Below are 15,068 nucleotides of genomic sequence, written 5' to 3'. Positions count from 1 at the left end.
CATTCGTATTGCTTACTATTTTGTAAATTTAAAAATATTTTTTTTAGAGCAAAAATTAGTTTTTACAGATATTCGGTTAAGCGTAACCGCTCTATATTTGTTAAATTTTATATTTTAATACTAGTTAACATGAAAAATTTAAAACGTGTTGGTCTACTAATGGGTCTGTTTTTAGGTTTGGTTGTAACGACTCAAGCCAGTGAAGCGGACTTAGCGATTCCGGATCTCCATGAAGGAACGTTCCATATTTTCGGAACGGCTGTCACTTCATGGGATTTTTTATTCTATGGTGCCCTGATCATTGCCGGAACCCTTGGTTTCAGCTTACTTCTCTTCAATCAGGTTAAAAAATTACCTGCGCACGAATCTATGACTAAAGTAGCGTCCACTATTTATGCTACTTGCCGTACATATCTGATTCAGCAAGGAAAATTCCTCCTGATGTTATTCGCCCTTATCGCTATCGTATTATGCATATATTTCTTCGGACTGGTAGGACAAAGCCTTGGGGTAGTCCTTCAGGTGCTGATTTTCTCTATTATAGGGATGGCAGGATCGTACATTGTGGCATGGTATGGTATCAGGGTAAATACGTACGCCAATGCGCGTACAGCTTTCGCTTCACTCAAAGGACGTCCGCTGGATGTTGTCAATATACCGATGAAGGCCGGTATGAGCGTCGGCCTGTTTCTCATCTCCCTTGAGCTTGTCCTGATGGTTATTATCCTGTTATTTGTGCCTCGCGAAATAGTAGGTATCTGTTTCCTTGGATTTGCAATAGGAGAATCTCTCGGAGCCAGTGCGCTTCGTATAGCAGGAGGTATTTTCACCAAAATCGCCGACATAGGTTCCGACCTGATGAAGGTTGTGTTCAAAGTAAAAGAAGACGATCCTCGTAACCCGGGTGTGATAGCCGACTGCACGGGCGATAATGCCGGCGACAGCGTAGGACCTACAGCCGACGGATTTGAAACATATGGTGTAACAGGAGTCGCCCTGATAGCATTTATCACTCTGGCTGTTCCCGATCCTCATATCCAGGCAAAACTGATCGTATGGATATTTGGTATGCGTTTCTTGATGGACTTCCTTTCGGGCTGTTCATTCTTTATCAATCAAGGTATATCTAAAGTTTTATATGGTGATAAGAAACATTTCGACTTCGAATCTCCATTGATGCGCCTGATCGTGATTGCTGCCATTCTTTGTATTTCTGCGAGTTTCTTTATGAGTCATTTATTATTAGGCGATATGGCCGAAATTACAGGCAATCCGACAAATGGCAGCCTTTGGTGGCAACTGGCAATTATTATTAGTTGCGGAACACTTGCTGCTGTGTTGATTCCTGAATTCACGAAATTCTTCACCAGCTCCAAGTCACTACATGTGAAAGAGATTGTCACAGCATCTCGCGAAGGAGGTCCTTCTCTGAATATCCTTTCCGGTATTGTTGCCGGTTACTTCGGCGCATTCTGGACAGGATTGTTGATCGTAGCTTTGATGACAGGTGCATTCTTTACCGCTCAGTTGGGATTAGGTTCTATAATGGGCCCTCACGCCTCAATCTTTGCTTTCGGGTTGGTTGCATTCGGATTCCTGTGTATGGGTCCTGTAACTATTGCCGTTGACAGCTATGGCCCTGTGACTGACAATGCCCAATCGGTATTTGAATTGTCGCAAATAGAAAGTATACCGAATATAACCGAAGAGATAAAAAAAGATTATGGATTCACTCCTGATTTCGAAAACGGGAAACATTATCTGGAAGCTAACGATTCGGCCGGTAATACCTTTAAGGCTACAGCCAAGCCTGTATTGATTGGTACAGCCGTGGTAGGAGCCACAACGATGATATTCTCCATTATCCTGTTGCTTGAAAAAGTGGGAATGCTAAAACTTTCATTGACGGATGCACCGGTACTTCTCGGACTGATTTGTGGTGGTGCGGTTATATTCTGGTTTAGCGGGGCTTCCATGCAGGCTGTTACTACAGGGGCTTACCGTGCGGTAGAGTTTATTAAGCGTACATTCGATATAAACAAGAAAGAAGCCGATATAGAAGATTCTATAGCTGTGGTGAAGATTTGTACCCAATATGCGCAAAAGGGTATGTGGAATATCTTTATTGCACTCATCTCGCTCACTCTTGCTTTCGCATTCCTCGACCCTAATTTCTTCGTGGCTTATCTGGTATCTATTGCCGTATTCGGTTTGTTCCAGGCTATTTATATGGCAAATGCCGGAGGTAGCTGGGATAATGCCAAGAAGGTAGTAGAGGTGGATTTGAAGGAAAGGAATACTCCTTTACACGAAGCTGCTGTTATAGGCGACACTGTGGGCGACCCGTTCAAGGATACGTCATCTGTATCATTGAATCCTATTATTAAATTCTCAACATTATTCGGGTTGTTAGCAACCGAGATTTGTATAGAAATGCGGGCTAATCCTGATCATGACTATTCGATATATATTGCCATACCATTCCTAATTTTAGGATTATATTTCGTATGGCGCTCGTTCTACAAGATGCGGATTCCTGAAAAGGAAGCATAGAAAATTGAAACCAATGCTTAAATATTAAATGAAAAGAGCGACCCCAAAAGTCGCTCTTTTTTATATAAAAGAAATGCCCCTATCATCAAGGCGCTAATACCAAATCTGTAGAATAGAAATATTAATGAGCATAAAATAGAAACTATTCTACCGCTATCTTTCCCTTTCAGAATATAAATGATGGATAATTCCGTCTACAAGCCCAACCTTGGGAACATATATTTCATTTACCTTACAGTTTTTACAAACTGTGAGAAATATTTTCAAAGCCGGAATGATTACATCGGCACGATATGTATTCAATTTGAAATTTTGAATACGTTCCTCGTAGCTCAAGTCTCTGAGCGAATCGTACAGGCTCTTTATATCGGAGTATGCAAGAACTTCTTTTTCTCTTTTGCCCAGCACTTTATGGATTTTATTTATATTTCCTCCCGAAGCAATAATACTCACCGGCATATACTTACGATATATTTCTTTTAGCTGTGATTTGAAAAAAATTATTTCCTCCTCTTTCACAGCATCTACCAGCATACGCACTGTACCTAGTTGAAACGAATACGAAGTGATCTTTCGTTTATTGGCATAAACAACCACTTCGGTACTACCACCTCCGACATCCACATAAAGATAATTATCCCTCTTGTCTATCATATCGCCCAAGCCACCGGCTTCACATATAATATCGGCTTCGTCCTTACCCGTTATAGTCTGAATATCTATCCCGCTTTCTCTCAGAATGGCATCAGTTATCTCTTTTCCATTTCTGGCATCACGCATAGCGCTGGTAGCACATGCCCTATAGTCTTCTACAGAATAGGCCTTCATTATGAATGAAAAGCCTTGCATTGCATTTATCAACAGCTGCTTCTTATCTTCACTAATCCATCCTTTGGTAAAAACATCTTCACCCAGGCGGATGGGTACTCTCAGGAAGGCAACTTTTTTAAAATCAGGCTCTCCATTATTTTTTTCGATGTTATTTATCAATAAACGGATAGCATTAGAACCTATATCTATAGCAGCAAAAATATCAGTTTTCATTATTTCATTTTTTTATAAAAATCATATAGGGCAATCTGTGAGCGGCAAGACGGATTATCTCCTTTCTCTACATACTCATTATCCCCTAATATGGTAAGATCGCGGGCTTTCACATTATCAGACCATTGTATATCGAAAAAACCTTTGAGCGTTTGTTTTATCTTTGCATCCATAATAGGTACCCCTACCTCTACCCTGCGATCGAGGTTACGTGTCATCCAGTCGGCGCTCATTATATATACTTTCTCTTGTCCCCCGTTACCGAAAATAGCAAGACGGGCATGCTCCAGATAACGATCTACGATACTTATAACCCGGATATTCTCGCTTAGTTTTTTAACCTGTGGTTGTAGAGAACAAGCGCCCCTTACTATCAGGCGGATCTCCACTCCTGCCTTACTGGCTTTGTATAAAAGACTAATTATCGCCTCGTCTGTCAAACTATTGAATTTGGCATATATGTAAGCATTTTTCCCCTCTTGAGCATTCTTTATTTCTTTACGGATCAACATTTCAAATTGCTTTCGCATATAATATGGTGCAACCAAAAGTTGTTTACAGGCAAAATGTCTGTGAGTATTCAACAAGAAATCAAAAACGATCTTGGCATCAGCAGCAATTTGATTATCAGAGGTAAACAAACCGAAGTCCCCGTATATCTGCGTGGTAATTTCATTGAAATTTCCAGTCCCTATATACACATAGTCTTTATCTTTTCGTTCAACCAATACAATTTTACTATGCACTTTCAGTCCACTGGCGCCATGAATGACCTTAACACCTTCTTTTTGCAAAATTTCAGAATATTCTATATTCTGTTCCTCATCAAAGCGGGCAAGAAGTTCGAGCAATACTACTACCCTTTTCCCGTTTTTGGCAGCATTTATCAATGCATTTACCACTTTGGACTGCTCTGCGGCACGATATAAAGTAATAAATATACTCTCAACTTTGGGGTCAATGGCAGCTTCTCTCAAAAAGTCGATAAAATAATTGAATGTATGGTATGGATAATTCAACAGAACATCCTTTTTATTAATTATTTTAAAAATACTTGACGATGGTTTAATATCAGGATGTTGTAACGGTTCAGGATTAACACTCTCCAAATCCGGCCTCACCTTAGGAAATTTCATCAAATCGCGCATCAGGTGATACCTGCCTCCGGCATCCAAGCCTTCACTCCCTCGCAAGCTTAGTTTAGATGCAATAATATCCAATAGATCAGCAGGCATTTCCCTGTCGTAAATTAACCGGACAGGTTGCCCGTGCAAACGGTTCTGCAATCCATCTTCCATCTTCTCCACCAAACTTTTCGAAATATCATCATCAATTGTAAGCAAGGCATCACGCATCAATTTAAAAGTATATGCCGATATTTGTTTATAATTAAACATGAAAAATATTTCATCGAGGCAGAGGCGGATAATGTCATCCAAAAATATAATCTCATTCCGGTCTTTAAGAGAGGAGGGTAAAACAACAAAACGAGAACAAGAACTGCTTACCGGTATCTGTATAATCGCATACCGCGGAGTTTGGCCTTTACCTGCGCTCATCTTCACTGCATGGTAGATATTATTATCTCTCAAAAAAGGGATCTGGGTCGTCTTACGTAATATGAGCGGAACCAAGCGCGGACTGACTACCGATGAAAAATATTCACGACAAAATTGTTTTTGTTTCTTATTTAGTTGTTTCTCGTTTATTACATAAACTCCATGACTTTCCATTTCCGTAAGGACTTCCTCATAGGTTTGCATAAATTTTACCTGACTTTCGTAAACATGGGAATTAACGAGAGGGAGTAATTCACGGCCGGTATACCCTCCCGAAAACATTGGAGATCTTTTCCCTTTTATCAGGCTCAAACGCACAATATTTGCCACACGTACCTTTATAAATTCATCCTGGTTGTTAGAGAAAATACCCAAAAAGCGCAATCTCTGCATCAAAGGAACACTCTTATCCTGAGCCTCCTGTAAAACTCTTTCATTGAAAGCTAACCAACTTAAATCCCTATTATTTATCATCATACACGTTTTATATACTTCAATAACAAGCCCTCGCTGAGAATTGTTCCAGCTTCATCAAATATGAATTGTATAAAATTAATTAATATATCGTATCAGACGGTTACAAAGCCGTTACTATTTAGCTACGATATTAAAAAAACAAAACAAGCGACCAATCTCTAGCCACTTGTTTTGCAGTAAAAATAAACAATGTTCCTCATTGCTTAATTATGCGATTCTTCTTTTTTAAAGTTTCCCCCTAGCTTAATTTGATAACAGAAGAATCGTATAACAGATATAAACTTTTTATTAAGCGTTTATAGAGAAAACAATTTAATATTGAAAATGTACTCACTCTTGCAGATAAAAAAGCTATTTTAATATACTTAGTCCGTTCATTTATCGATTTACGCTATATTTGTAATTCTAATAACCAATAAAAATTAGTGATGTGTTTAAACGTTCAATCAGATACGACAATAATCATCTTACAGAACTTAAATTATTTCGCATGAAAAATTATTCCTGGATAATCATTTTATTGACTTTCATATCCTGCGGGGGAAAACAACAAAAAGACGACGCCATATACTCGCAAAAAATGGTGGAATCGAGAGCATTAAAAGTATTTCTGAGTAATACCAAGGAACAGCAGCTTGCTACCGCGCACTGGGATTATGTTCCCGGACTGGTAGCTTTTAGTGTTTTGAAAGCATGGGAAGAATATCCCGACAAAGCGGAGTATTATGAAATCGTAAAACAATATGCGGATCATTGTCTTCAGGGAGGTGACACTGTCAAAGTGGGAGAAAGCAATGTAGACGATCTGGCAGCAGGAAAAATATTTTTCACTCTTTACAAAGAAGAGCTTAAAAAAGGAAATACAGCCGACGCCGAACGCTACAAAAAATGTGCTACATACCTTAGAGATATATTAAAATATAAGCACAGCCGTATAGATGCTACCAAACCGGGAACCGGAGGATTTTTCCATAAAGCGCAATATCCAAATCAGATGTGGCTCGACGGGCTGTATATGGGGGCTGCGTTCTATGCGGAATGGCAAAAATGTTTTGCAGAGGATGACACAGAATCATGGACAGATATTGCCTCCCAGTTCAAGATCATCCATCAATATACTTACGATAAAAGTAAGAAGCTAAATTATCATGCATGGTCAGCCGATCCAACCGATGCCAATTCTTTTTGGGCACAGCAAGGCGAACCATACAAAGGATGTTCTCCCGAATTCTGGGGAAGAGGCATGGGCTGGTATTTTGCCGCTCTGGTAGATGTATTGGAAATAATGCCGCAAAATCACGTGGACTATCCAAAACTAAAAGAGATGGCCAATCAGGTTGCAGAAGGACTGGCAGGTTATCAGGACAAAGAATCGGGATGTTGGTATCAGTTATTACAATACGATTATTCTAAAGCAGCAGACAATAAAGGTGACACCATAAATGGCGACATCTACAATCGGTGCGATAGGACTAACTATTTAGAAGCTTCTGCTTCATCGATGTTCACCTATGCTTATTTTAAAGGAATGCGCATAGGCATTCTCGACAGGAACAAGTACGAGTCCCTTGCCAACAAGGCTTATCAAGGATTACTAAAGACTTTCATAAAAGAAGAGGCGGACGGTATCAGTATTATCCAGTCTTGCGCGTCGGCAGGATTAGGACCGGCAAAGGATATGTCCAGAACAGGAACTGCAAACTATTACCTTTGCGGGAAAGATGTCGCTATTACACAAAACGAAGGCAAGGCAATAGGTCCTTTCATTATGGCCAGCCTTGAATATGAACTTACCCAAAAGAAATAAAATATATGAGTCAGGATATAGATGCCCTATACTATAATGCCATCGATTTGCTGAAAGAGATGATAAGCACCCCCTCGTTCAGCAGGGAAGAACATAATGTTGCTCAAATCATCGAAGAATATATTAAAAAATACGGCTTCGAACCGAAACGGAAAGGGAACAATCTCTGGATACAGAACAAGGATTTTGATCCGGAGAAACCGACTATCCTGCTCAATTCCCATATGGACACTGTACGCCCCGTATCAGGATGGACAAAAGACCCGTTTTCACCGGAAGAAGACGGAGATATTCTTTATGGACTAGGCAGCAACGATGCAGGAGCCAGCTTAATTTCATTGATGCATGCTTTTTTGATGCTGACAGGTAAGAAGCAGGATTATAACCTCATCTTTCTGGCTACATGTGAAGAAGAAGTCTCCGGAAACGGCGGAGCCGAAGCAATGGTTTCCGAATTACCGGAAATTGCTTTTGGCATTGTAGGCGAGCCCACACAGATGAATCCGGCTATTGCTGAAAAAGGACTTTTAGTTCTCGACTGCACAGCTCTTGGCAAAGCAGGACACGCAGCCCGGAACGAAGGTGACAATGCCATCTATAAAGCCTTGAAAGACATTGAGTGGTTCCGAACATACGCTTTCCCCGAAGTAAGCGAATTGCTTGGCATGGTAAAAATGACTGTCAGTATGATAAATGCCGGAACTCAGCACAACGTTGTACCCGATAAGTGCGACTTTGTAGTAGATGTAAGAAGTAATGAGCTATATAGCAACGAAGAACTATATCACATAATAGACAAACACACGGACTGTGAGATCAAACCCCGTTCTTTCCGCCTGAATTCTTCAAGAATCGCATTGGAGAACCCGTTTGTTCAACGCGCTATTATGATAGGAAAAACGCCTTATGGATCGCCAACTTTGTCGGATCAGACATTCATGCCCTTTCCAACACTAAAAATGGGTCCGGGAGATTCTGCCAGATCACATACGGCAAACGAATATATCTTGCTGAGTGAAATACGGGAAGCGATAGAACTGTATGTCAAACTTCTGGACGGATTACATCCCTGACGATTCGTTGCTGGATTGCTGAAGCAACTCTTTCAGATGCTCTTCGGTATGATCCACCTGCCTTAACGGAACAGTCTCCACCACTGCCAACGAAGGATCTATATCATACATCTGAGTATCTGAAGTGGTAAGTCTCTTCACGAAGTTATAACAACCCAGTATGATCTGCCGTGAAGGGTTCATATGCACATTCCGAAATATACGGTCGACAATTATAAACTTGAAATCTCCCCGTTTGTCTGTGGCAGCCTGCATCGATGGATAGCGCGATGTCAGATCTACCAGCCCGTGACGTTCCAATTCATTTGCTATCAGGTTTACATATTTATCGGTATGTATCCCGAGTTTAAATCCGGCCCTGATATTAATTCGGAATACCTTTTTTGGAGCATACATCGTAGTCTCGTAGCTAAATTCATACGGCTCATCCGTCCTTTTAATACGCACAAACCAATAAGTATCTGCCCGTTTAGGTGTCCGCTTGAAAAGGGAATAAGCAATCTTACTTTCTAAGAAAAACTTATTATTAGCTTTTACTAAATAAACGAGATGAGTCGCGGCTTTAGGAATCGTAGTATCCTCACTGATTCTCAATATCTGATTTATATATTTTTCATCAATCTGATCATAAACCGTGTAATGACGCTTGATTCTACGTCCATTGTACCACGAATACATCAGGAATACCAATACTCCCGCGATGATAATAGGCACAAATCCTCCGTGCGCAAATTTCTGCATATTGGCTAAAAAGAAGCTAAACTCGATGATTACAAAGAATAATGTAAGAGGAATACTAAACCATAGCGGCTTGTTTGTCTTTATAAAGTACAAGAATAATAATACACTGGTCATCAGCATACTTAATGTAATCGCAAGACCATAAGCCGCCTCTAATCTCATCGAAGACTGCATCGTCAGAATAATGATGACACAAAGTACCATCATCATATAATTGATGGAAGGGATATAGAGCTGTCCCTTAATATTTGTAGGATAATGTATTTTCACATTCGGCCATATATTCAGAGAGATTGCCTCACTGATAACAGTAAAAGATCCGCTAATCAGGGCTTGACTGGCTATAATAGCCGCGATCGTCGCCATTATTACTCCTATCAGGCTGAACCATTCGGGCATCATAGCAAAAAACGGATTTATATCATGCGTTACATGATGGCTATTCAAAATCCACGCGGCTTGTCCTAAATAGTTAAGGATAAGAGCCGACTTGACATATATCCACGATACGCGTATATTTTTCAGTCCGCAGTGTCCCAAGTCGGAATACAAAGCCTCTGCTCCCGTAGTACAGAGGAATATTGCGCCAAGCATAATCATCGCATGGGGTACTTCCCTGAGAAAATGAATGGCATACATCGGATTAAATGCTCGCAATACACTGAAATCTTGTATTACCTGATTGGCTCCCATAACAGCCATCATAGTAAACCAAATAATCATTAATGGCCCGAAGTATTTACCTAAAGAGCCCGTTCCAAATGGCTGTAACAAAAACAAGATCAGCACTATTGCCACCGTAATAGGTATAACCGGTATATGGGGAACTATAGGCGCCAGCCCTTCTATAGCAGACATTACCGTCATCGCCGGAGTAATAATACCGTCAGCCAATAGTGTGGCCGCTCCAATACCCGCCAAGATATAAGCCCAGCGATATTTCTGACGAATAAGAGCATAGAGGGAAAGAATACCGCCCTCCCCTTTATTGTCTGCCCGGAGTGTGATTATAACATATTTAAGAGTGGTCTGTATCGTTAAAGTCCAGATTACACAAGATACCGCTCCCAAAATATATTCGGGACGGGTAAGTTGTCCAGGAGGAAGCGAATTTAGTATCGCCCGCATTACATACAAAGGCGATGTACCTATGTCACCAAACACAATACCTATTGCAAGGGCAACACCTAAGGCACTAAACTGAACTTTATTAGATTCCTTCATTTCCGTCCTACTTTATCGAAAAAACGCCCCAAAAGTACAAGATTATTTGATAAGTATATAGTATTATCTGTTAATATATTGCAGCTTTATCCTAGCTTACATTAGTAGTTAGTCAACAGTCATCAGTCAACAACTTGTACCTCGTATCTCGTCTACTCGTATCTTTTAACTAAAAAGTAACAAACTTCTACAGTGAACAGTAGTTAGTAGTTAGTAGTTAGTAGTTAGTAGTTAGTAGTCAGTAGTCAGTAGTCAGTCAACAGTCAACAACTTGTACCTCGTATCTCGTCTACTCGTATCTTTTAACTAAAAAGTAACAAACTCCACACTCATTTTTTAATTTGCTAATTTTCACATTCGCTAATTTTCAAATTATTTGAAACACCCTTGCCATTTTTATTATTTCACGGTGAATTTATGAGTTGTTTTACTCCTGAATACTTCCCCCGGACGTAAAACAACACTCGGATATTCTGGCTTGTTTATGCTATCGGGAAAATGTTGCGTCTCGAAACAAACTGCTGCACGTGCAGGATAACGATGCCCGTGCTTTCCTTCGAAGTTTCCGGTCATCCAGTTTCCGGTGTACACCTGTACTCCCGGTTCGGTAGTATAGATATCCATCTTGATACCTGTTTTAGGAGCATAACATTCTACAGCCAAAGCTAATTCTCCATCTTTCTTGTCGAGTACGAATGTGTGGTCATAGCCCTTACCAAAATGTAATTGCTCAAAGTCATTTTCGATTCTTTCTCCTATCGAACGCTCTGTTTTGAAATCAAATGGAGTACCCTTTACTGTTTCCGGCTGTCCGTATGGGATCGCCGTATCGTCGGTAGGCAGATAATTAGAAGCATGCATCACCAACATATGATCATTGACACTGGCATCCCCTTCTCCCGATAGATTGAAGTATGAATGATTTGTAAGATTCAATATCGTAGCTTTGTCTGTTGTTGCGTCATAATCTATTTCAAATACATTATCGTCAGTCAGGCGATATGTGATTTTTACATTCAGATTTCCCGGAAAGCCTTCCTCTCCATCTTTCGACAGATATGTCAATTCCAATGTTTGACTATCTGTTTGTTTGGCGTTCCACACCACAGCATTGAAACCTTTAAGTCCACCATGCAGATTATTTGGCCCGTTATTAACAGCAAGCTGGTACGTTGCTCCGTCCAAAGTGAATTTTCCCTTTGCAATACGGTTTCCTGTACGGCCGCACACTGCTCCGAAATATGGTTCTTCCGAACTCAGATACTCATCAAGATTATTGTGTCCTAAAACAATGTCGGTCAGTTTCCCATTCTTATCGGGAACTGAAAGGGAGACTATTTTTGCTCCATAATTGATAATTGTAGCTTCTGCACCTTTACTATTCGTAAGAACGTACATTTGCACGTCTTTTCCATCAACTTTTCCCGAGAAATTCGCAGGAGATAATCCCGACTTGGTTACATTTGTTTGCATGATATTTTAGGTTAAATATTAATATTTTCTGAATGTTAAATACAAATATATAACAATATTTTATGGTTGAAGGGGTAGATTTTAAGCATTATACATCTGCATTTATTAAAAAAATGAAATATCAGGATTCTTCTTTTCTACCAAAAGACTTCTTCACCCACCGAGGCACAATCAAAGCGCCGACAAACAGGTAATTGTAGTATGTGAGCAGTCGCCAAAGCAATATAATCAATGGCACTACACCCGCCAAAGGTATAAACTCACTCAGATATTGTTTGAATATAAATTCGCTAAACCCACTTCCTCCCGGAGTAGGGCTAATAACCATCACTATCCACATAATGAATTGGCGGGCAAAAATCAACAGATTATCGTGTACCTGAAAGAAAGCCATAAATATGGCATTTACCACCAGATAACGGGAACTCCACGAAAGAATAGTCGCTGTGACTAACGGGAACCAATAGGAGCGGGATTTTCCGCGTATTTCTCTTGCACTGACAACCAGATCGTCTCCGGCCTTTGCCGCGCTCTTGTGCCAACGACGAAGAAACGGCAGCCTGAATAGTTTAATAATCAGCCAACGGATAGCTTGCGGTTTGAAAAAAAGACCGGTAATGAGTATAGTGCACAATAGCATCTTGATGATATACGCCACAACGAACAATATCAAAACACCCGATTCGAAGGCTGTATTTTCAGAGAATAAGGTATGAAACGGTATAAATAATAATAAGACCGGAAACGTGACAACAAAGAACATCTCATCCAGCAGCAAGGTGACAAATACCATCGCCGTACTTCGTCCGACAGGAATATTTTCTTTGGCAAGAAAAATAACCGCCATACTCGATCCCCCAACGGAAGAAGGTGTTATGGCAGTTCCAAATTCGGCGAGCAGAGTCACCTTAATGCATTGTTTCCACGACAATTGCTTTTCTGTGAGATAGCGATAGCGGATAGTAAATCCGGCATCGCGCCCCAGCATAAAGCAAAAAGCAATAAATATCCAGAAAACGGCATGCCCTGTAATTGAGATTTGCTTCAAGTCAGCAAAGTTAAACTCCCGTGCCAGCATATAGATAATAACCCCCATCCCTATAAAGGTTGGCAAGAGTATCTTCCATATGCTAAAACTTTGGGATTTTTCCATCTACAAGTTTGTACGTTTTTATCCTACGCTACCCTCCAGACTGATCTGCAATAGCTTTTGAGCTTCAACGGCAAATTCCATCGGCAGATTTTGCATCACCTCTTTGGCATATCCGTTTACAATCAGCCCGACAGCCTCTTCCGTGCCTATTCCCCGCTGGTTACAATAAAGAATCTGGTCTTCACTGATTTTCGAAGTAGTCGCTTCGTGTTCTATAATCGCACTAGGATTGGCAATATCTGAATAAGGGAATGTATGCGCACCGCACTTATCACCGAGCAACAAGCTATCGCATTGAGAATGGTTGCGCGCGCCTTCTGCCTTTGGCGAAACTTTAACCAATCCACGATATGCATTCTGGCTTTGTCCGGCAGAAATACCTTTCGACACAATACGGCTTTTTGTATTCTTGCCGATATGGATCATCTTCGTTCCTGTATCTGCTTGTTGGAAATTATTAGTTACAGCGACTGAATAAAATTCCCCTATTGAATTGTCTCCGGACAATATACACGAAGGATATTTCCAAGTAATCGCCGATCCGGTTTCCACCTGAGTCCATGATATTTTTGAGCTGACACCTTTACAGATACCACGCTTGGTCACAAAGTTGTAGACACCGCCTTTACCCTGTTTATCTCCCGGATACCAGTTTTGTACGGTAGAATATTTCACTTCGGCACGATCGAGCGCTATAATTTCCACAATAGCGGCATGAAGTTGGTTTTCGTCACGCATAGGAGCAGTACAACCTTCCAGATAACTCACATACGAATCATCGTCCGCTACGATCAACGTGCGCTCAAACTGTCCGGTATTTGCCGCATTGATACGGAAGTAAGTAGACAATTCCATCGGACAGCGCACCCCTTTTGGTATATAAACAAATGAACCATCGCTAAATACTGCTGAGTTCAATGTAGCAAAAAAATTATCTCTGTAAGGAACTACCGAGCCCAGATATTTCTTCACCAGTTCGGGGTGTTCCTGCACTGCTTCGCTAAACGAACAAAAGATAATACCTTTTTCAGCCAAAACTTCTTTAAATGTCGTTTTCACCGATACACTATCCACTACGGCATCTACTGCCATGTTCTGCACACCTGCCAGAATTTCGCGTTCGTGCAACGGCACGCCCAGCTTATCGAATGTTTTAAGCAGCTCAGGATCTACGTCATCAAGGCTTTTAGGCCCGTCTTTCTTTTTAGGGGCGGCATAATAACTGATGCTTTGATAATCTATTCCGGGGATTTCCAGATGCGCCCATTTCGGGGTTTCCATAGTCAGCCAATAGCGAAATGCTTTTAAACGAAATTCGAGAAGCCATTCCGGTTCATTCTTTTTGGCAGAGATCAAACGAACAACATCTTCGTTCAGTCCCACAGGTATGACTTCTGTTTCTATATCTGTTACAAATCCGTACTTATAATCGTCGGAGGTAACATCTTCTAAAATTTTATCTTTATCTTCTTGCATTATAACTAGTTATTAAGCTGATAGCCTTTAGCTATTAGCTGTTAGTACTCTTCTTCGATCATAAGCTATCGGTTAATAGCTAATAGCTTATTTCATTTTGCAAAGATATGATATTCTCTACATTAAATCAGCTTTTATAAATATTTTACATCACTCATAGACTCATAGAACGAATAGATTCTACAGTGAACAGTAGTTAGTAGTTAGTAGTTAGTAGTCAGTCAACAGTCAACAACTTGTACCTCGTATCTCGTCTACTCGTATCTTTTTAACTAAAAAGTAACAAACCTCCACAGTTAACAGTCAACAGTCAACAACTTGTACCTCGTATCTCGTCTACTCGTAACTTTTAACTAAAAAGGACTTTGTTGCAACGGCAGTCAATCTGGTATTTTTCTTCACTATCGTAGCAAGTAAAATTAACTCACTTTGTAAGCATCGGGCATACCAATCCCGATGAATTTATTTAATGTCAAACATTTGAGTTT

Annotated in this window: 9 protein-coding genes; 3 read left to right on the top strand and 6 right to left on the bottom strand. The window is 40.4% G+C overall.

The window, feature by feature from the left end:
- Positions 1 to 129: 129 nt before the first annotated feature.
- On the top strand, positions 130 to 2,553 hold the full coding sequence (locus ACYPZI_RS08950) for a sodium-translocating pyrophosphatase (RefSeq protein WP_459600747.1): 2,424 nt from the start codon (positions 130 to 132) through the stop codon (positions 2,551 to 2,553).
- A gap of 153 nt (positions 2,554 to 2,706) precedes the next feature.
- On the opposite strand, the gene ACYPZI_RS08945 is transcribed toward ACYPZI_RS08950, so the two are convergent.
- Both ACYPZI_RS08945 and ppk1 read right to left on the bottom strand, forming a co-directional pair.
- On the bottom strand, positions 2,707 to 3,597 hold the full coding sequence (locus tag ACYPZI_RS08945; protein ID WP_459600745.1) for a Ppx/GppA phosphatase family protein: 891 nt from the start codon (positions 3,595 to 3,597) through the stop codon (positions 2,707 to 2,709).
- Positions 3,597 to 5,633 (bottom strand): polyphosphate kinase 1, encoded by a 2,037-nt coding sequence (gene ppk1 / locus ACYPZI_RS08940; RefSeq protein ID WP_459600743.1) that lies wholly within the window; start codon positions 5,631 to 5,633, stop codon positions 3,597 to 3,599. Before ppk1 ends, ACYPZI_RS08945 begins: the two co-directional genes overlap by 1 nt.
- Positions 5,634 to 6,123: 490 nt before the next feature.
- On the opposite strand from ppk1, the gene ACYPZI_RS08935 reads away from it, so the two are divergent.
- Both ACYPZI_RS08935 and ACYPZI_RS08930 read left to right on the top strand, forming a co-directional pair.
- Positions 6,124 to 7,440, top strand: coding sequence for a glycoside hydrolase family 88/105 protein (locus ACYPZI_RS08935; protein ID WP_459600741.1), 1,317 nt, complete (start codon positions 6,124 to 6,126; stop codon positions 7,438 to 7,440).
- 5 nt (positions 7,441 to 7,445) lie between these two features.
- The gene (locus ACYPZI_RS08930) at positions 7,446 to 8,513 is read left to right on the top strand and encodes a M20 family metallo-hydrolase (RefSeq protein ID WP_459600739.1); all 1,068 of its coding nucleotides are present in this window, start codon (positions 7,446 to 7,448) and stop codon (positions 8,511 to 8,513) included.
- Here the strand turns inward: ACYPZI_RS08930 and ACYPZI_RS08925 are convergent.
- The 4 genes from ACYPZI_RS08925 to sufB form a co-directional block, all read right to left on the bottom strand.
- Positions 8,502 to 10,478: a KUP/HAK/KT family potassium transporter gene (locus tag ACYPZI_RS08925; RefSeq protein ID WP_459600737.1), complete on the bottom strand. Its 1,977-nt coding sequence runs from the start codon at positions 10,476 to 10,478 to the stop codon at positions 8,502 to 8,504. The genes ACYPZI_RS08930 and ACYPZI_RS08925 overlap by 12 nt on opposite strands.
- Positions 10,479 to 10,877: 399 nt before the next feature.
- Entirely contained in the window at positions 10,878 to 11,951 is a 1,074-nt protein-coding gene (locus ACYPZI_RS08920) for an aldose epimerase family protein (RefSeq protein ID WP_459600735.1), read from the bottom strand.
- A 121-nt stretch (positions 11,952 to 12,072) separates the two neighbouring features.
- Positions 12,073 to 13,104 (bottom strand): lysylphosphatidylglycerol synthase transmembrane domain-containing protein, encoded by a 1,032-nt coding sequence (locus tag ACYPZI_RS08915; RefSeq protein WP_459600733.1) that lies wholly within the window; start codon positions 13,102 to 13,104, stop codon positions 12,073 to 12,075.
- Positions 13,105 to 13,122: 18 nt separating this feature from the next.
- Positions 13,123 to 14,580: a Fe-S cluster assembly protein SufB gene (gene sufB, locus ACYPZI_RS08910; protein ID WP_459600731.1), complete on the bottom strand. Its 1,458-nt coding sequence runs from the start codon at positions 14,578 to 14,580 to the stop codon at positions 13,123 to 13,125.
- Between the last annotated feature and the right edge of the window lie 488 nt (positions 14,581 to 15,068).

This window comes from Dysgonomonas reticulitermitis (assembly GCF_054601275.1).
The sequence above is the reverse complement of the archived record's forward strand: the minus strand, read 5'-3'. Positions and strand labels throughout refer to the sequence as shown.

What these genes read in the sequence shown, in the direction of transcription:
- ACYPZI_RS08950 (WP_459600747.1), top strand. Translation starts at nt 130, where the DNA reads ATGAAAAATTTAAAACGTGTTGGTCTACTAATGGGTCTGTTTTTAGGT.
- ppk1 (WP_459600743.1), bottom strand. Translation starts at nt 5,633, where the DNA reads ATGATGATAAATAATAGGGATTTAAGTTGGTTAGCTTTCAATGAAAGA.
- ACYPZI_RS08945 (WP_459600745.1), bottom strand. Translation starts at nt 3,597, where the DNA reads ATGAAAACTGATATTTTTGCTGCTATAGATATAGGTTCTAATGCTATC.
- ACYPZI_RS08915 (WP_459600733.1), bottom strand. Translation starts at nt 13,104, where the DNA reads ATGGAAAAATCCCAAAGTTTTAGCATATGGAAGATACTCTTGCCAACC.
- ACYPZI_RS08925 (WP_459600737.1), bottom strand. Translation starts at nt 10,478, where the DNA reads ATGAAGGAATCTAATAAAGTTCAGTTTAGTGCCTTAGGTGTTGCCCTT.
- ACYPZI_RS08930 (WP_459600739.1), top strand. Translation starts at nt 7,446, where the DNA reads ATGAGTCAGGATATAGATGCCCTATACTATAATGCCATCGATTTGCTG.
- ACYPZI_RS08920 (WP_459600735.1), bottom strand. Translation starts at nt 11,951, where the DNA reads ATGCAAACAAATGTAACCAAGTCGGGATTATCTCCTGCGAATTTCTCG.
- sufB (WP_459600731.1), bottom strand. Translation starts at nt 14,580, where the DNA reads ATGCAAGAAGATAAAGATAAAATTTTAGAAGATGTTACCTCCGACGAT.
- ACYPZI_RS08935 (WP_459600741.1), top strand. Translation starts at nt 6,124, where the DNA reads ATGAAAAATTATTCCTGGATAATCATTTTATTGACTTTCATATCCTGC.